Below are 17,385 nucleotides of genomic sequence, written 5' to 3'. Positions count from 1 at the left end.
GTGACCTGCGTCCGTGCGGAGAGAGGGGCGGAGACCGTGCGGATGTCCGTTTCATACCCTTTGTGCGGCTGTGGCCCACGGCACGCCCCGTCCGGACGGGCGGCGTGCCGGCGGTCTGCTAGACAGGCGGCGTGAGCGAGTACGACGACGCGATCCGCCTGACGCCAGGTCCCACCGCCGACCAGCGGACCGGCACGTTCCACGAGGACTGGATGATCGGCAACGCCGTCAACGGCGGCCTCGTCATGGCCGCGGCCCTGACGGCACTCGGCCAGCACCTCGACGCCGACCCGGCCGAGTCCACCCGGCACGTCGATCCCGTCGTGCTCTCGGCGTACTTCACGACCGCCTCCCAGCCGGGCCCGTTCACCGCCACCACCGAGGTGATGCGCTGCGGGCGGGCCCTGTCCACCGGGCAGGTCAGCATCGCCCAGGCGTCGGACGCCGGTGATCCCGTGGAGCGGATGCGCGCCATCGCCTCGTTCGGCAACCTCGACGACGTCGACGTGCAGCGCCAGTCCGACCCGCCCGACATGCCGCCGCCCGAGCAGTGCCTCGGCGCCGACCAGGCGCCCCCGGACTTCCTGGCCCACGCCCGCTTCCTCGAGCGGCTCGACCTGCGCCTCGACCCCGCCACGGCCGGCTGGGCCATGGGCCGCCCGTCGATGCAGGGCGTCATGCGCGGGTGGCTGCGGCTGCGCGACGGCCGCGAGCCCGACACGACGCTGCTGCTCCTCGCCCTCGACGCGCTGCCGCCGGTCGCCTTCGACCTCGGCCTGTTCGGCTGGACGCCGACGCTGGAGTTCACCGGGCACGTGCGACGCCGTCCTGCCCCCGGCTGGCTGCGGGTCGCGCTGTCGAGCGAGAACCTCGGCGGCGGGATGATGGAGGAGGACGCCCGGATCTGGGACTCCACCGGTGCCCTCGTCGCCCAGTCGCGCCAGCTCTGCGGCGTCCGGCCCGCGCCGGCCGGCGCCTGACCGGCGGCCAGGTCCCGGCCATGGACGTCCACCTCGTCTACGAGACCCACGCGACCACCGAGGACAACGAGAACGGCGTCGCCACGGGCTGGCTCCCGGGGCGCCTGTCCCCGGCCGGTCGGCAGCAGGCGGAGGACCTGGGACGCCGGCGCCGCGGCTCCGGCGTCGCGGCCGTGTATGCGTCCGACCTCGCGCGGGCTGTCGAGACCGCGCGGATCGCCTTCGGGCACAGCGACATCCCGGTGCACCTCGACGCGCGTCTGCGCGAGTGCGACTACGGTCGCCTCAACGGTGCGCCGGTCACCGTGGTGGGCGAGCAGCGGCGTCGGTGCATCGACGAGCCGTTCCCCGGCGGCCAGAGCTACCGCGACGTCGTGGCCGCCACGCGCTCGTTACTCGCCGACCTCGTGCGCGACCACGACGGGCAGACGGTCGTCATCGTGTCGCACTCGGCCAACCGTTGGGCGCTGCAGCACCTGCTCGACGGCACGCCCCTCGAGGACCTCGTCGACGCGCCTTTCCAGTGGTGTCCGGGCTGGGAGTACTCGGTGCCCTCGGCGCCCCACGCCTGACGCGTCGCATCCTGGGGCGCCGCCGGGCGGCCGGTGCGTGGTCGGCGGTCGCGTGCGCCCGCACTAGACTCCTGTCCTCGTGGCACTCACCATCGGAATCGTCGGTCTCCCCAACGTCGGCAAGTCGACGCTCTTCAACGCGCTGACCAAGAACAACGTGCTCGCCGCGAACTACCCGTTCGCGACGATCGAGCCGAACGTCGGCGTCGTCCCGCTGCCCGACAGCCGCCTCGGCGCGCTCGCCGAGATCTTCGGCTCGGACAAGATCCTCCCGGCCACGGTGAGCTTCGTCGACATCGCCGGCATCGTCCGCGGCGCCAGCGAGGGGGAGGGGCTCGGCAACAAGTTCCTCGCCAACATCCGCGAGGCCGACGCCATCTGCCAGGTCGTGCGCGCGTTCGAGGACGGCGACGTCGTCCACGTCGACGGCAAGGTGAGCCCGGCCGGCGACATCGAGACGATCCACACCGAGCTGATCCTCGCCGACCTGCAGACCCTCGAGAAGGCTGTGCCCCGGCTCGAGAAGGAGGCGCGGATCAACAAGGACAAGAAGGCCGTCCTCGAGCTGGCCCAGGCCGCCCAGAAGGTCCTCGAGGAGGGCCACACCCTGTACGCCAAGGGCCCGGCCGCCGGCGTCGACCTCGCCGAGGCCAAGCAGCTCGGCCTGCTGACGACCAAGCCCTTCATCTACGTCTTCAACCTCGACGAGGACCAGCTCGCCGACGCCTCGCTGCAGGAGTCGCTGCGCGAGCTCGCTGCCCCGGCCGATGCCGTCTTCCTCAACGCCAAGCTCGAGATGGACCTCATGGAGATGGAGCCCGACGAGGCGCTCGAGATGCTCCAGAGCTTCGGCGCCGAGGAGTCCGGCCTCGACCAGCTGGCCCGCACCGGCTTCCACACGCTCGGCCTGCAGACCTACCTCACGGCCGGGCCCAAGGAGTCGCGGGCCTGGACCATCGGCAAGGGCTGGACCGCACCCATGGCAGCCGGCGTCATCCACACCGACTTCCAGCGCGGGTTCATCAAGGCCGAGATCGTCGGGTTCGACGACCTCGTCAAGGCCGGCTCGATGAACGCCGCGAAGGCTGCCGGCAAGGTCCGCATCGAGGGCAAGGACTACGTCATGCAGGACGGCGACGTCGTGGAGTTCCGCTTCAACGTCTGAGGTCGACGCCTAGAGGTGCAGCACCTTCTCGATCTGGGCCACCGTCGCCGCGGCGATCTGCTCGTGCCCGGCCGCGTTGGGGTGGTCGCCGTCCGGGGCCAGGTAGTGGGTCTCGTCGTAGGCGTGGTCGGGGCCCTTGAAGGCCGTGCGCAGGTCGATGTAGGCCGAGGCCGTCGCTGACGCGGTGGACGCGATGACGGTGTTGACCTGGTCGGTGACCTCCGCCGCCGCGCTGACGTAGGCCTCGCCCTGCGCAGCGGCGTACTGGCCACCGAGCCAGACGCTCCAGTAGTCCAGGAGCACGACGAGCACCGGGTGACCGCTCGTCAGGGCATGCACGCGGCCGACGATGGCGGCGAGGTTCTTCTCGATGACCGGGATCGTCGGCTGGTAGCACGCCACCGAGGGGCCGCACGAGGACGAGTAGCCCACGTCGTTGGCACCGACCTCGACCTCGACGACGTCCGCGGCGCGGACCCGGCCGATGACGGCTGTGTCGCTCTGGAGCTGGGTCAGGACGTCGTCGGTGGTGAAGCCGCCGACCGCGTCGTTGGCCACCGTGACCATCCGCGTGGGGGGTGAGGCCAGGTCGTCGCCGGACAGCTGCGGGTAGGGCGTGCACCCGCAGCCGCTGCCGGCCGGCACGGAGTCGCCGAGGGCCACGATCGACCACGTGTGGGCGGTGGCGCCGGAGGGGGTGGGGCTGGTCGGGGCAGAGAGATCCTGGCCTGCCGGGGCGCCCGCCGGCGAGGCGGAGCACCCCGCCGCGAGGAGGCCCGCCAGGGCCAGCGCCATGACGTGGCATGTCGACCGACGTGCGCCCATGCGCGGAGTGTAGGCCGGTCGGCTGGCGCGACGCTGGGCCCCGATCCGGGCCTCGGGCCGGGTCCGAAGCGGCCTCTGTACCGGCCTCCGCACGAGGTGGTCGTCCGGCTTTGGAGGGGGAGCAGGCATGCCGCAGCGATCCGCTTGATGGGCCGAAATCATCTGTAGCACAGTGGATTTCGTGGATTCGGCGACCATTCGATTTCAGCCCGTGGGCCATCTGTTGCAGGTTCGGGCACTGGTCCCTATGGTGGGAAAGCGCTTTCCGATTATGCGCACGCACAGCTGCACGTGCCACACAACAAGGAAGTTGGTGTCATGAGAACAGCAGGACGCATGGGCTCCACCGTCGCGGCACTCGTCGCCGCGACCCTGCTCACCACCACCGTCGGGACCGACCCGGCACAGGCCGACCGCGGCCGACCTCGCGACGTGCACCCCGCCCTCGCGAAGGACCTCGTCGCCTACTACGACTTCGACCATCCGGCTGCCGGCGACGCGGGCGCCGAGGCCGACCTCGGGCCGTCGGGGACGAGCATCCGGCTCGTCAACGGCGGTGCCGCGATGCGGGTCCCCGACCGGGCCTACCCGGGCAGCGGCAACGCCGTGCAGACCCGACAGGTGGACCCGGCCGTCGCCGGCAACGACGACTGGAAGGCCGGCACCTGGTCGGACACCGGCGTCAGCACGCTGCGCGCCTTCAACGCGGCGTCAGGTGCCACCCTGATGGGCTGGTTCAAGGTCGACATGGACGGCCCCGCACTCAACTCGAACACGACGAGCCCGACCGACCGCTTCAACGCGATCGGCCTGTCGGGTGTGCTCACCGGCGACTCGGAGGGCCACAACGTGCGGGCCCTGCTCGAGCTCATCGACGTGGGCGGCGAGCTGAAGCTCGTGGCCCTCGGTCGCAGGCTCGACGGCGGTCTGTCGCAGACCTTCGCTGCCAGCCAGGACTGGCGCACCATCCTGCCGCGCGGGCAGTGGGTGCACCTGACCGCCACGTTCGACTTCACGACGGGGTCGATGGCGCTCTACCGCAACGGCCGTCCCCTCGAGGGCTTCTACACCCGCACCGACGACCCGTGGCGGCTGACCGGGCCCGGTCCGTACGTGACGACCGGGACCGACCCTAGAGGCATCAAGATCGGCGGCAGCTTCCCGCAGAACACCCGGGAGCAGAACCCCTGCGACTGCCGCATGGACTCGCTGATGTTCCTCGACGCGCCGGTCTCCGCCGGTGACGTGAGGAAGCAGTACGAGTTCATGACCGAGTGACCGCCCCACCACGCATCGACCAGGAGGTAACCGTGCTCCACCGCAACACGAACCCACCACGCCGTCGCCTGCGCGCCCTCGGGGTGTCCCTCGCAGCCGTCGCGACGGCAGCCACGCTCGTTGCAGCGCCGTCGCACGCGGCGGACGTCATCAGTGACCCGATCAAGGACATGCCCTCGCAGTCCCAGCTCGGGCTGGTGCTCAGCGAGTACGCCTCGTTCCCGCAGTCCACGCCGAACCCGCCCCCGACCGACCAGCGTCTCGTCCGGGTCGCCCGGATCAACACGATCATGGAGGTGCCGGACGGCTCGGGCCGCCGGGCCGTGCCCGACCTCAACGGCAACCTCTACCTCGTCCGCGACGGCAAGCCCCACGTGTACCTCGAAGTCGCGAAGACCTTTGCGCCGCAGTTCTTCTCGGGCCGCGGCCTAGGCCAGGGCTTCGGCTACGTGGCCTTCGACCCGCAGTTCCGGACCAACGGCAAGTTCTACACGCTGCACACCGAGAACGCCGCCACGACGACGGCGGTGCCCGACTACGCCCAGCCGAAGACGATCTACCACGGCGTGCTCACCGAGTGGACCGCGGACGACCCCACGGCCGACACCTTCTCCGGCACCCACCGCGAGGTCCTTCGCATCGGGTTCGCCGGGCAGGTGCACGGCGTCCAGGAGATCAACTTCAACCCGACCGCCGAGCCCGGCGACCCCGACTACCGGCAGCTGTACCTCGCGGTCGGCGACGGCGGCGTGGGCTACAGCAACGGCGACCCGCAGAACATGGCGATCCCGCACGGCAAGCTGCTGCGCATCGACCCGAACGGCCACGACTCCGCCAACGGCCACTACGGCATCCCGGCCAGCAACCCGTTCGTCGGGCGGCCCGGCGCGCTCGGCGAGATCTACGCCGTGGGTTTCCGCGACCCGCACCGCTTCAGCTGGGACCGCAACACCGGCCGGATGTACCTCGGCCACATCGGCGAGCACGCCATCGAGTCGATCTACGAGGTGCGCGCCGGCGACAACATGGGATGGAGCGAGCGCGAGGGGTCGTTCGTCTTCGACAAGACGACGACGAACCCGTGCGACAAGCTGCACCCGCTGCCGGCCGACGACGCGAAGAACGGCTACACCTACCCCGTCGCCGCCTACGACCACGACCCAGCGCCCGGCTGGGACTGCAAGGGAGACGTCGGCGTCGCCGTGGCGGGAGGCTTCGTGTACCGCGGCGCGGCCATGCCGCAGCTGCGCGGCAAGTACGTCTTCGGTGACCTCGTCGACGGCCGCATCATGTACACCGAGACCTCGCAGATGCAGCGCGGCAAGGGCCTGGCGACCATCCACCAGCTGGCGCTCTACGACCCCGCGGGCAACCTCGTGACGATGCGCGACCTGTCCACCCCCGGCTCGGTCGGCGACCCGAAGCGCGTCGACCTGCGGTTCGGCACCGACGCCGCCGGCGAGCTCTACATCGTGTCGAAGGCGAACGGCAAGATCTGGAAGGTCGCCGGCAGCAAGGTCGTCGCGGACGGCGCCGTCGGTGGCACGACGCTCCGCCCGTCGCCCGCGCTGTCCGACTGGACGCCGATCACACCCTCGAAGTGGCAGTTCACGAAGGACGAGGTGATCCTCGCGCAGGCCGGGGAGAGCCGTCCCGGACCGCGGCGGCCGTTCGAGTACGCCGTCGTGAGCAAGGGCGCGCCGTGGTCCTCGGTGGACATCGAGGCCGACGTGCGCATCGACACCCCCGTCGAGGTGACCAACCGCGACGTCATCATCGTCTTCGGCTGGCAGTCGGACACGAAGTTCTACTACGCGCACCTGTCGACCGACAACACGATCTACCCGCACAACGGCATCTTCAAGGTGGACGACGCCGACCGTGAGCGGATCGACGACCAGTGGAACGGGCGGTCGCGGGGAGCCAACCCGACCGTCACCGACGCCGACTGGCACAAGGTGCGGGTCGTGCACCTGCCGCGCACCGGCGAGATCGCCGTCTATGTCGACGGACGCAAGGACCCGGTGCTGACCGCGAGCGACAAGACCTTCGCGTCCGGACGCGTCGGCTTCGGCTCCTTCGACAACGAGGGGAGGCTGCGCCGGATGGTCGTCACCGGCACGCCGGCCGCCTGAGGCGGCCGATACGTCCAGCCACCCGGACCCCGGCGAGGCCCGCCGTCGCACCCGCGACGACGGGCCTCGCCCACGGAGCCAACGGCTCTGCCGCGGGGCACTCCTGCGGCCGAGCGCCCCGGCGAGCAACGCCGGATCGGCGGGATGGTAGACCCGCGGAGCCAATCGCGCGCGTCGGCGAAGTGACCGTCGGGTAAGGGTTGCCCCGGGTGGCCCGCGCCACTTGGATCGGCTCACCACGACCGTGGAACCCTTTTCGCCGAAAGGTTGTTCGCATGGAAAGTCGCCGATTCCGGCGGCGCTGGACCGCGGGACTCACCGCGGGCGCGCTGGCCGTGACCATGGCCCCTGCACTGGCCGGCATGGCCGCCGCGGAGGCCCCGTCTGGTACCGCCGTCGGGGCCGACGGGCCGTCAGAGCCGTCCCTCGTCGCCCTCGTCGCCCGTGACGACGCAGCCGTCGAGCGGCTGGCCGCCGAGGGCTACGACCTGACCGAGTACACCAAGCCCCTCAGCTCGGGGATCGAGGTCCACGTCGTCGCCGACGCGCAGGAGCTCGCGACCTTGCAGGCCGAGGGGTACCAGGTCCGCGAGACGATCCAGGGCACCGACGACGCTGCCGGCAACCGCGCCGAGCGCACGGCCACCCTCGGCGCCCTCGCTGTCGCCGCGCAGTCCGCCGACACACTGACCACCTTGCGGTCGGAATGGTTCTCCTCTCTCGAAGGCACCCGCTTCCTCAACGTCGAGGTCCGCGCGTCCGACAGCAGCGCTGCGAACGTGCTGACGGCACAGTGGGACTCGGGCCCCGGGACCGCCATGGGCAGCGGTGGCACCGCGACGATGCAGCGTTTCGTCGACGCCGGCCAGTACATGTACCACCGGTTCAGCGCACCGATCAACGTCGACGCCGTGCCCAGCAAGGTCACGGTCACCAGCTCCAGCGGAGCCACCGTGACGGCCGACGTGACGCAATGGCTCGGCGGCCCGCGCAAGGCCCCGAGCCCGCACTACGCGGCCGACTTCGTCGACCACTACATGGACCCCACGGAGGTGTACGCCCGGATCCGGTCGCTCGCCGCCGAGTTCCCCGCGATCAGCGAGGTCGTCGACCTGCCCAACAAGACGAACGGCTACCGCCGCAAGGCGCAGGCGCTCGTCGGGCTCGCGAGCGCTTCCGGCTTCTACGTGACCTCCAAGGCCTGGGGCCACGAGGGCGGCAACGACCTGTCCGTCGCGCTGAAGAACCCGGCATCGAGCAACGCGCCGCTGTCGGTGTCCGTCGCCGGCAAGGACATCACCGTCAGCCTGGCGACCAACACCTCGGGCGCCCTGACGAGCACGGCCGCCCAGGTGGTCGGTGCCCTCAACGCGAGCCCTGCCGCGGCAGCGCTGGTGACGGCCGCCCCGTACCGCACGACCGGCGGGTCGGGCACGGCCGCAGCGGTTCCGGCGGTCAGGCTGACCGACAACCTCAAGGCACCGGCGAGCGTCAGTCGCGAGCCGTTCCAGATGCAGGCACTGCGCATCGGCAAGGCCCGCAACGGGTCGAAGACCGGCGTCCTGCTCTACTGCCAGGAGCACGCTCGTGAGTGGGTCACCCCGCTCGTCTGCGTCGAGACCGCAGAGCGGCTGCTGCGCAACTACCGCAACGACCCGACCACCAAGAAGCTCGTCGACAACCTCGACATCTTCATCGTCCCGTCGATGAACCCGGACGGAGGCCACTACAGCTTCTACGACAGCGCGATGCAGCGTCGGAACCTGACGAACTACTGCCCGGCCACGAGCGGCGACCCGAACAACCGCAACAGCTGGGGCGTCGACATCAACCGCAACTTCTCGGTCGGGTCGGTCTACGACGGGTACACCGGCGGCTCGACCTCGTGCACGAGCGACACCTTCGCCGGACCGTCGGAGCTGTCCGAGCCCGAGGCGCGCAACGAGGTGTGGCTCGCCCAGACCTTCACCAACATCAAGTTCGCCATGAACACCCACTCCTACGGCGGCTACTTCATGTGGCCCCCGGGCGCCTACAAGACCGCCGGGCGCGAGCTGCTGCCCAACGTCGACCTCGGGACCGAGGAGTTCTTCTGGGGTGCCTCCTCGCACATCCTCTCGGCCGTGCAGGAGTGGCGCGGCACGGCGATCTGGCCCGGCCGCACCGGCCCGGTCACCGACGTGCTGTACTCCGCGGCCGGCAACTCCGCCGACGAGCTGTGGTACAGCTACGGCATCATCGGCTGGGACTTCGAGGTCGGCGCCGACGTCTGGAACCCGACGACGAAGCGCTTCTCGGCGGTCGGTTTCCAGCCGCCGTTCGCCGAGGGGCACCAGGAGGCGATGGAGTTCGCTGGCGGCCAGATCGGCATCCTCGAGGTGGCGCTCGCGCACCAGTCCGACGTGCGACCTCCGAGGTCGGAGGTCGTCGTGACCGACCGCACGCCCGGCGCGTCGACGTTCACCATCTCGGTGGACGAGCCGGCGACGGTCTACTACACGCTCGACGGCAGCCGGCCGACCTTCTCGTCGCCGAAGCTGAAGACGGCGGGCATGCGTCAGGGCGCCGAGTCCGTGCGGCTCACCTCGACGACCGAGGTCCGCTGGTTCTCGGTCGACATCGCCGGCAACGTCGAGGCGCGCTACTCGCCGACGGGCAAGGGGCAGAACTTCAACAAGAAGATCGTCACCGTCGGCTGAGCGCCGGCCGACCGTCGGGTCACCCGGACCATGCACCGGGTGACCCGACGCGTCGGCGGGATGATCCGTCGGCGGTGACGCCTCGAGCAGGGCACGGCGGCCGTCGCTAGGGTTCGGCGCATGAGCGACGACGTGACGATCCTGCACAACAACCGCTGCTCGACCTCCCGGTCGGCCATGGAGCGCCTCGACGAGGCACACGCGCAGGCCGAGGTCGTCGACTACCTGCGCCACCCGCTCGACGCCGCCGCGCTCGAGGACCTCCTCGACAAGCTGGAGGACGCCCCGACCGACCTCGTGCGCCGTGACCCCCACTTCGCCGAGCTCGGCCTCACCGACGCGGACGTCGCGACCCGCGAGCAGGTCGTCGACGTGCTCGTGCGGCACCCCCGGCTGCTCCAGCGCCCCGTCCTCGTCAAGGGTGAGCGCGCCATCATCGGCCGGCCCAAGGAGCGCGTCGCGGCCTTCCTCGCCGAGTGACCGCACCGGGTCCGTCCACCCGGCCCGACGCTTCCCGCCGGGACGTGTAACGCGGCCGGTGGTCATGCCGATGGAACGGCTGAAAGAGGCGCCTCCCGGACCCCCGAGCGGGAGGCGCCTCTTCGCACGTCCGGCGGTCACCGAGCGGAGACGCGCCGACCGCCCGGAGCGTCAGCCGGCCTGCTGCTCGCCGAGCCCGGAGACCCCCGACGCCTCGTCCAGCGGACCCAGCCCCGACGCGTCCGCCACGGTGTCGCCGGGGTGCCCCGACGCATCGGTGCCTCGCGTGCCCCCGGTGCCCCCGGTGCCCCCGGTGCGACCCGGCTCGCGCATGAACGCTCGCAGCGCGTCGGCGAACCGCTGCGGCTCGTCGAGGTGCGGAAAGTGCCCGGCGCCCTCGAACAGCTCGATGCGGCAGCCCGGGATGGCCTCCCGGGCCAGGGCCGCGTGCGCCGGCGGGATGATGAAGTCGCGGGTGCCCCACACGACCAGGACCGGCAGGTCGACGAGGTCGGGCAGGTAGTCGGTGGCGCTGACGCGCTGGCCGCCCGGGTCCATGACGGCGCGTGTCGTGGCGAGGAAGGCGCGCCGGCTGTCGGCGTCACCGAGCGAGGTGAACCCCTCCCAGGCGGCCCGCATGTCGTGGCTCGCGCGCCAACCGGCCAGCGACAGCACCCGCCCCACCGCGGCCGCGCCACCGCGGACCCACGGGGAGGCGATGACGGGCAGCACCCACTCCGCGCCGGGCAGGGTGGCCGAGCGCAGGACGGGGTTGACCTGCCGCCCGAGGCCCCCGCTGCCGACGAGGACGAGTCGGTCGACGCGGTCCGGGAAGAGGTAGCAGAACTCGAGGGCGATGCCGCCGCCGAGCGAGTGCCCGACGATGGTCACCCGGTCGATGCCGAGCCGGTCGATGAGGTCGCGCAGGGTGGCCGCGTGGGCCGCGACGGAGTAGTCGCCGATGTGCTTGGCCGACGCACCGTGGCCGAAGAGGTCGGGCACGACGACGCGGAAGGAGTCGGCGAGGGTGTCGACGAGGTGGCCCCAGTAGCGGTGCGAGCCGAGCAGGCCGTGGACGAAGAGGATCGTCTCGCCGGCACCGGCGTCGACGTAGGAGAGCGCGTGCCCGTGCAGGGTCACCGTCATCGGCTCGGACGTGCTCACGTCGATCTCCTCCGGAGGCGCTCGCTGCGCCGCCTCCCCCTCCTACTCAGGGTAGGTCGAGCGCGGACCCGGCGCGGGGGCTTTGAGTCCGGCTTCACAGAACGGTCACGGACGCCTGCGGACTCGCGACGCGGCAGCCTCGACGGCGGGGTGCGTGGGACCCCTGTGGCCTGCGGTGCCGGTGGGGCGCTGTCGCCGGAACACCGGGAGAAAGGGCGTCCGGTCCTGTAACGGCCCGCTCCACCCGAGCGATGGTGTGGGTGAACGAGGCGCCACTCGAACCCCCGAGCGAGTGGCGCCTCGTCATGTCCAAGGGCCGGGCCGTGGTCAGCCGGGGCTGACGACGAGGAACGGCAGGCCCGCGCACCGCAGGGCGGTCCACCCGCCGGGGCCGGTGACGTCGGGACCCGTCGGGTCGAGCCAGGCCGCGAGCGGCAGGTCGCGCACGAGGTCGCCGGTGACCCACGCGGCGTCCGAGGAGGTGACGACGCGTCCCGCCGCGTTGACGAGCAGGCAGGTGTCCTCGACGTCGTCGAGGACGTCGAGCAGCTGCTCCTCGAACCAGGCCACCAGGACGTCGGCGCCGACGACGCCGGCGAAGCGGCCCCCGAGCAACAGGGGCTGGGTGAACGTCAGCGTGTACTGGTCCGTGCAGAGGTAGTCGACGTACGGCCCGGTCACGTGCCGTTGGCCGGTCGTCAGCGGCCTGGCGTACCAGGGCAGCTCGGTGTAGTCGCGGAAGCCGACGGCCCGCGGGTCGGTCTCGGCCGCGAGCTTGCCGACGACCGGGCCGCCGGACGACTGCTCGGCGGTCCACCACTCGAGCCAGTACGGCGCGTCGGCCAGGACGCCGGGCGCGAACACCGCCCCGGCGCCGGCCACCGGGGTGCCCGGCTCGGTGAGCAGCCGGCGGCACCACGCCTCGAGATGGAGGTCGGCCCTCCTCGGCACGGCCGCGGCGTCGAGCTGCGACGCGGTCAGTGCGCCGAGGTCGTCGAGGCGCCCGAAGAGGTCGGTGCCGAAGGCCGACACCCAGGCGGCGACGTCGGCGGCGTCCGCCGCGGGGGTCGGTGCGGGGGTCGGCGCTGGGGTCGGCGCTGTCGTGCTCATCGCGGCCTCCTCGTGCGCATCCGGCGGTGCAGGGTCTTGACCGCCTCGAACAGCTCCGTCACATGATCCTCCGCCTCGCGCCGGGCCGCGTCCGGATCGCCCGAGGCCACCGCCGCGACGATGGCCTCGTGCCGGTGCGCGGACTGCTCCTGCTGGACGGACAGGCCGACGCCGCCCTCCTCGAGGTCGGCCAGCCAGAGGACCGGCCCGATCTCGCGCTGGAGGGCCATCTCCTCCCGGGTCAGGCGTGCCGACTGTGCCGCCGCCGCGAGCTCGAGGTGGAAGGTGCCCTCGTGGCGGGCCGCCTCGCTCGGGGCCTCGAGGCCAGGGCGCTGTGCCGCCAGACGCGCCAGGCGGGCGAGGTCGTCGGGGTCGGCGCGCCGGGCGGCGAGCACCGCGCAGTGGCCGCTGATCGCTCCGTAGTGGTCGGCGAGGTCGCGCAGCTCGCCGAGGCCGGTGTGCGACAGGCGCGCGAGCAGGGCCGCCCGCCCGCCGTCCTGAGGGGCCCTGACGAAGGAACCGCCGCCGCGGCCGCGCCGGGTGACGATGAGGTCGTCGTCGCGCAGCGTGCCGAGGGCCTCGCGGACCGTCACCGTGGCGACCCCGAAGCGCTCGGCCAGGTCGCTCTCCGGCGGCAGCATGCTCCCGTCGGGCAGCAGCCCGAGGGCGATCGCCTCGCCGAGCCGGCGTCGCACGGCGTCGGCGCGGCCCTCCGCGGGCAGTGGCGCGAAGACCGCGGCGTAGGGGCCGAGCGGCAGTGACCGGTCCGCCATGGCGACGTCCTCCTAACGGTTTGGTCATACCGGTTGCGGCTAAACATATGGAGCCATATGTTTTCCGCCGAGACAACACACCCTAGATCGAGGGAGTGCCATGCAGGCCCCGACCGGCTCCACGCCCGCCATCCGGCTCGTCCGGCTGCGCAAGGAGTTCACGGGCACCCCGCCCGTCGTCGCCGTGGACGACATCGACCTCGAGATCGCCCAGGGCGAGTTCTTCTCCATGCTCGGCCCGTCCGGGTCGGGCAAGACCACGGTGCTGCGCATGATCGCCGGGTTCGAGGAGCCGACGTCCGGCACCGTCGAGCTCGCCGGCGCCGACGTGACCCGTCGCCAGCCCTACGACCGCGACGTCAACACCGTGTTCCAGGACTATGCGCTCTTCCCGCACATGAGCGTCGCCGAGAACGTCGGGTACGGCCTCGTCGTCAAGAAGGTCGCCCGCGCCGAGCGGCGCGCGCGGGTGGCCGAGGCGCTCGAGCAGGTCCGGCTCGGCGACCACGGCGCCCGGCGCCCGGGCCAGCTCTCCGGCGGTCAGCGCCAGCGCGTCGCCCTGGCCCGCGCCCTCGTCAACAGGCCCAAGGTGCTCCTGCTCGACGAGCCCTTGGGGGCCCTCGACCTCAAGCTGCGCGAGCAGATGCAGGTCGAGCTCAAGGCCATCCAGCGCGACGTCGGCATCACCTTCCTCTTCGTCACCCACGACCAGGAGGAGGCGCTGACGCTCTCGGACCGGGTCGCGGTCTTCAACGCGGGACGCATCGAGCAGGTCGGCACCGCCCACGAGGTGTACGAGAGCCCCCGCACGGCGTTCGTCGCGGGCTTCGTCGGCACCTCCAACCTGCTCACCGGGGAGGCGGCGCGGTCCGTCATCCGCCGCGACGGCTCGTTCGCCATCCGCCCGGAGAAGCTCGTCGTCGTGCCCGAGGTGGGCGCGGGGCGCTCCGACGGCGGCCCCGAGGCGGCCGGCACGCTCGAGGAGGTCGTCTACGGCGGACCGGTCACCCGGTACGTCGTCGCCCTCGACGCCGGGGGTCGCCTCACCGCCCTCGAGCAGAACAGCGGGGCCCGTGCCCCGTCGGCGCCGCGGCGTGGGGACCGCGTCACGCTTCGCTGGGATCCCGCGCACGTCATCGACGTCCCCAGCACCCCGGCGGCCGTGCCCGCGGCCGCCGCGTCCGGCCCCTCGGGGCCCGGATCGACAAGGACCGACTCATGAAGGAGAACGGCGTGCGTATGTCACACAAGTCGCTCACCGTCGTCGCGGCCGTGGCCGCGCTCGCCCTCGCCGGCTGCGGCTCGACCGGAGGCGGTGGCGGCGGCAGCAGCGCGGCCCCGGGGGGCATGCAGGTGCCGGCGCTCAAGGCCCTCGACAAGCTCGGGACCCCGGAGGGCGAGGTCAACGTCCTCGCCTGGCCCGGCTACGTCGAGGACGGCAGCAACGACCCCAAGGTCGACTGGGTCACCGACTTCGAGAAGTCGTCCGGCTGCAAGGTCAACATCAAGACCTTCGGCACCTCCGACGAGGCCGTGCAGCTGATGCGCACCGGCCAGTACGACGTCGTGTCCGCCTCGGGCGACGCCACGCTGCGGCTCATCGCGGCCGGCGACGTCGAGCCGGTCAACACCTCGCTCATCACCAACTACCCGGACATCTTCGACGCGCTGAAGATGAAGCCGTGGAACTCGGTCAACGGGGTGGCCTACGGCATCCCGCACGGCCGCGGGGCCAACCTGCTCATGTACCGCACCGACCTCGTCAAGCCGGCCCCCGACTCGTGGTCGGCCGTCTTCGACCAGGCCGGGGCGCAGAAGGGCAAGGTCACCGCGTACGACTCGCCGATCTACATCGCCGACGCCGCGCTCTACCTCATGGCGACCAAGCCGGACCTCAAGATCAAGGACCCCTACGCCCTCGACGAGACCCAGCTCGCCGCGGCCGTCGACCTGCTCAAGGCGCAGAAGGCGAACATCGGCGAGTACTGGAGCGACTACCTCAAGGAGATCCAGGCCTTCAAGAACGGCACGTCGACCGTCGGCACGACGTGGCAGGTCATCGCCAACCTGGCCAAGGGCGAGAAGGCGCCGGTCGAGGCGTTCCTGCCCAAGGAGGGTGCGACCGGCTGGTCGGACACCTGGATGGTCGGGGCGAAGTCGCAGCACAAGACGTGCGCCTACAAGCTCATCGACCACCTCGTCTCGCCGAAGGTCAACGCCCAGATCGCCGAGTACTTCGGCGAGGCCCCCGGCAACCGCAAGGCGTGCGCCGAGACGGTCGACAAGAACCACTGCACGACCTTCCACGCCGAGGACGAGGCGTACTTCAGCAAGGTCCACTACTGGACGACGCCGATCGCCACGTGCCTCGACGGGCGTACCGACGTCAAGTGCACCGACTACGCGACGTGGTCCAAGGCCTGGACCGAGATCCGCAACAGCTGACCCGCACGACCCGGTCACCGACCGCTGACCACCGACCACCGAAGACCGACCACCGAAGACCGACCACCGAGGAGGCGACGATGAGATCACGCAGGGCGCTCGTGGCGCTGCTCACGCCACCCATGCTCTGGCTCGTCGTCGCCTACCTCGGGGCGCTCGCGGTGATCTTCGCGACGGCGTTCTGGACGACCGACCCGTTCACCAACCTCGTGGTGCGCACCTTCACGCTCGAGAACTACCGCGAGCTGCTCACCCCGACCTATCTCGGGATCATCGGGCGCACCCTGCTCATCGCCGTGCTCGTCACGGTTCTCTGCGTGCTCATCGCCGTGCCGTTCGCGTTCTTCATGGCGCGGGTGGCTCCACGACGGCTGCGGGCGCTGCTCCTCGCGGCCATCCTCGTGCCGCTCTGGGCCAGCTACCTCGTCAAGGCCTACGCGTGGCGCACGATGCTGCAGCCGGGCGGGGTGGTCGACAGCGCGTTCGGCGCCACACCCGGCTACGGCTTGGCGGCCGTCGTCCTGACGCTGACCTACCTCTGGCTGCCGTACATGATCCTGCCGGTCTACGCCGCCTTCGAGCGGCTGCCCGAGAGTCACCTCGAAGCCAGCGCCGACCTCGGCGGGCGCCCGGGAGCGACGTTCCGACGCGTCGTCGTCCCGTCGCTGCGGCCGGCGATCGCGGCGGGCTCGGTCTTCACGTTCTCGCTCAGCCTCGGCGACTACATCGCGGTGCAGATCGTGGGCGGCAAGCTGCAGGTGCTCGGCACCACGGTGCTGCAGAACATCACCCTCGACCTGCCGTTCGCGGCGGCGCTCGGCACGGTGTCGGTGCTCATCATGGTCGTCTACCTGCTCGCGGTGCGGCGCACCGGCGCGCTCGAGAACCTCTGAGGAGCCGCCGTGAGACTCACCCGCGCCACCCGCATCGCCCTCGGCGTCTTCGCGACCCTCGTGCTCGCCTTCGTCTACGTGCCGCTCGTCGTCATCGGCATCAACTCGTTCAACAGCGACCGCACCTTCGGGTGGCCACCGCCCGGGTTCACGACGCAGTGGTGGAGCGCGGCGCTGCGCGCCGAGGGTCCGCGCGACGCGCTCGTCACCTCGGTCAAGGCCGGCCTCGGCGCGACGGCGATCGCGCTCGTGCTCGGCACCCTGCTGGCGCTCGCACTGTCCCGCTACGACTTCTTCGGCAAGCACTCCATCTCGGTCCTCGTCGTGCTGCCGATCGCGCTGCCGGGCATCGTCACCGGCATCGCGCTGCAGTCGGTCATCCAGAACATCCTGACGCCGGTGTTCGGCATCGGCGCCGGACTGTTCACGATCATCGTCGGCCACGCGACGTTCTGCATCGTCCTCGTCTTCAACAACGTCACTGCGCGGCTGAGGCGGCTCGGCGGCTCGCTCGAGCAGGCCTCGGCCGACCTCGGGGCGCGGCCGCTCACGACGTTCCGACGCGTCACGTTCCCGCTGCTGCGCTCGAGCCTCGTCGCCGGCGCCCTCCTGGCCTTCGGGCTGTCCTTCGACGAGATCGTCGTCACGACCTTCACGGCCGGGCCGGAGAGCCCGACCCTGCCGATCTGGATCTTCAACAACCTCTTCCGGCCCAACCAGGCACCGGTCGTCAACGTCATCGCCGTCGTGCTCGTCGTGCTGTCGATCCTGCCGGTGTGGCTGGCCCAGCGCCTCGGTGGCACGGACGCCACCGAGAGCCGCCTCTGAGCAGGGCCGAGGCGGCTCCCGGCGGTGACCGGTGTTCG

At 71.4% G+C, this 17,385-nt stretch carries 15 protein-coding genes; 11 read left to right on the top strand and 4 right to left on the bottom strand.

Features of this window, described 5'->3' with window-relative positions; all coding sequences use genetic code 11:
* Positions 1-131 precede the first annotated feature (131 nt).
* From AC3A5R_RS04010 to ychF, 3 genes are all read left to right on the top strand, one after another.
* Positions 132-980 (top strand): thioesterase family protein, encoded by an 849-nt coding sequence (locus tag AC3A5R_RS04010; protein WP_487619469.1) that lies wholly within the window; start codon positions 132-134, stop codon positions 978-980.
* A gap of 20 nt (positions 981-1,000) precedes the next feature.
* Positions 1,001-1,552, top strand: coding sequence for a histidine phosphatase family protein (locus AC3A5R_RS04005; RefSeq protein ID WP_487619468.1), 552 nt, complete (start codon positions 1,001-1,003; stop codon positions 1,550-1,552).
* A gap of 79 nt (positions 1,553-1,631) precedes the next feature.
* Positions 1,632-2,717: a redox-regulated ATPase YchF gene (ychF, locus tag AC3A5R_RS04000; protein ID WP_487619467.1), complete on the top strand. Its 1,086-nt coding sequence runs from the start codon at positions 1,632-1,634 to the stop codon at positions 2,715-2,717.
* 9 nt (positions 2,718-2,726) lie between these two features.
* On the opposite strand, the gene AC3A5R_RS03995 is transcribed toward ychF, so the two are convergent.
* On the bottom strand, positions 2,727-3,542 hold the full coding sequence (locus tag AC3A5R_RS03995; RefSeq protein ID WP_487619466.1) for an SGNH/GDSL hydrolase family protein: 816 nt from the start codon (positions 3,540-3,542) through the stop codon (positions 2,727-2,729).
* Positions 3,543-3,860: 318 nt separating this feature from the next.
* Between AC3A5R_RS03995 and AC3A5R_RS03990 the strand changes: the two genes are divergently transcribed.
* From AC3A5R_RS03990 to AC3A5R_RS03975, 4 genes are all read left to right on the top strand, one after another.
* A complete protein-coding gene (locus tag AC3A5R_RS03990) occupies positions 3,861-4,820 on the top strand; it encodes a LamG domain-containing protein (protein ID WP_487619465.1) in 960 nt (319 codons plus the stop codon).
* 32 nt (positions 4,821-4,852) lie between these two features.
* A complete protein-coding gene (locus AC3A5R_RS03985; RefSeq protein ID WP_487619464.1) occupies positions 4,853-6,955 on the top strand; it encodes a PQQ-dependent sugar dehydrogenase in 2,103 nt (700 codons plus the stop codon).
* A 275-nt stretch (positions 6,956-7,230) separates the two neighbouring features.
* The gene (locus AC3A5R_RS03980; RefSeq protein WP_487619463.1) at positions 7,231-9,654 is read left to right on the top strand and encodes a M14 family metallopeptidase; all 2,424 of its coding nucleotides are present in this window, start codon (positions 7,231-7,233) and stop codon (positions 9,652-9,654) included.
* A 120-nt stretch (positions 9,655-9,774) separates the two neighbouring features.
* Positions 9,775-10,134, top strand: coding sequence for an ArsC/Spx/MgsR family protein (locus AC3A5R_RS03975; protein WP_487619462.1), 360 nt, complete (start codon positions 9,775-9,777; stop codon positions 10,132-10,134).
* A 171-nt stretch (positions 10,135-10,305) separates the two neighbouring features.
* Here AC3A5R_RS03975 and AC3A5R_RS03970 read toward each other — a convergent pair whose 3' ends face one another.
* From AC3A5R_RS03970 to AC3A5R_RS03960, 3 genes are all read right to left on the bottom strand, one after another.
* On the bottom strand, positions 10,306-11,298 hold the full coding sequence (locus AC3A5R_RS03970; RefSeq protein ID WP_487619461.1) for an alpha/beta fold hydrolase: 993 nt from the start codon (positions 11,296-11,298) through the stop codon (positions 10,306-10,308).
* A 327-nt stretch (positions 11,299-11,625) separates the two neighbouring features.
* Positions 11,626-12,408 (bottom strand): cache domain-containing protein, encoded by a 783-nt coding sequence (locus AC3A5R_RS03965; protein WP_487619460.1) that lies wholly within the window; start codon positions 12,406-12,408, stop codon positions 11,626-11,628.
* Entirely contained in the window at positions 12,405-13,181 is a 777-nt protein-coding gene (locus AC3A5R_RS03960; RefSeq protein WP_487619459.1) for a FadR/GntR family transcriptional regulator, read from the bottom strand. The genes AC3A5R_RS03965 and AC3A5R_RS03960 overlap by 4 nt, the downstream gene beginning before the upstream one ends.
* Positions 13,182-13,281: 100 nt before the next feature.
* Here AC3A5R_RS03960 and AC3A5R_RS03955 point away from each other — a divergent pair, with 100 nt between their 5' ends.
* The 4 genes from AC3A5R_RS03955 (at position 13,282) to AC3A5R_RS03940 (ending at position 17,347) form a co-directional block, all read left to right on the top strand.
* On the top strand, positions 13,282-14,403 hold the full coding sequence (locus tag AC3A5R_RS03955; RefSeq protein ID WP_487619458.1) for an ABC transporter ATP-binding protein: 1,122 nt from the start codon (positions 13,282-13,284) through the stop codon (positions 14,401-14,403).
* 17 nt (positions 14,404-14,420) lie between these two features.
* The gene (locus AC3A5R_RS03950) at positions 14,421-15,626 is read left to right on the top strand and encodes an ABC transporter substrate-binding protein (RefSeq protein ID WP_487620116.1); all 1,206 of its coding nucleotides are present in this window, start codon (positions 14,421-14,423) and stop codon (positions 15,624-15,626) included.
* Between the two features lie 80 nt (positions 15,627-15,706).
* Entirely contained in the window at positions 15,707-16,519 is an 813-nt protein-coding gene (locus AC3A5R_RS03945; RefSeq protein WP_487619457.1) for an ABC transporter permease, read from the top strand.
* 9 nt (positions 16,520-16,528) lie between these two features.
* Positions 16,529-17,347 carry an ABC transporter permease gene (locus AC3A5R_RS03940; protein ID WP_487619456.1) on the top strand — a complete coding sequence of 273 codons (819 nt, stop codon included), beginning with the start codon at positions 16,529-16,531 and terminating at the stop codon, positions 17,345-17,347.
* Positions 17,348-17,385 lie beyond the last annotated feature (38 nt).

Source organism: Intrasporangium sp. Soil_C_50 (assembly GCF_057656595.1).
This window is presented reverse-complemented; position numbering and strand designations above follow the sequence as displayed.

What these genes read in the sequence shown, in the direction of transcription:
- AC3A5R_RS03950 (WP_487620116.1), top strand. Translation starts at nt 14,421, where the DNA reads ATGTCACACAAGTCGCTCACCGTCGTCGCGGCCGTGGCCGCGCTCGCC.
- AC3A5R_RS03990 (WP_487619465.1), top strand. Translation starts at nt 3,861, where the DNA reads ATGAGAACAGCAGGACGCATGGGCTCCACCGTCGCGGCACTCGTCGCC.
- AC3A5R_RS04005 (WP_487619468.1), top strand. Translation starts at nt 1,001, where the DNA reads ATGGACGTCCACCTCGTCTACGAGACCCACGCGACCACCGAGGACAAC.
- AC3A5R_RS03975 (WP_487619462.1), top strand. Translation starts at nt 9,775, where the DNA reads ATGAGCGACGACGTGACGATCCTGCACAACAACCGCTGCTCGACCTCC.
- AC3A5R_RS03945 (WP_487619457.1), top strand. Translation starts at nt 15,707, where the DNA reads ATGAGATCACGCAGGGCGCTCGTGGCGCTGCTCACGCCACCCATGCTC.
- AC3A5R_RS03965 (WP_487619460.1), bottom strand. Translation starts at nt 12,408, where the DNA reads ATGAGCACGACAGCGCCGACCCCAGCGCCGACCCCCGCACCGACCCCC.
- AC3A5R_RS03955 (WP_487619458.1), top strand. Translation starts at nt 13,282, where the DNA reads ATGCAGGCCCCGACCGGCTCCACGCCCGCCATCCGGCTCGTCCGGCTG.
- AC3A5R_RS03995 (WP_487619466.1), bottom strand. Translation starts at nt 3,542, where the DNA reads ATGGGCGCACGTCGGTCGACATGCCACGTCATGGCGCTGGCCCTGGCG.
- AC3A5R_RS03960 (WP_487619459.1), bottom strand. Translation starts at nt 13,181, where the DNA reads ATGGCGGACCGGTCACTGCCGCTCGGCCCCTACGCCGCGGTCTTCGCG.
- AC3A5R_RS03980 (WP_487619463.1), top strand. Translation starts at nt 7,231, where the DNA reads ATGGAAAGTCGCCGATTCCGGCGGCGCTGGACCGCGGGACTCACCGCG.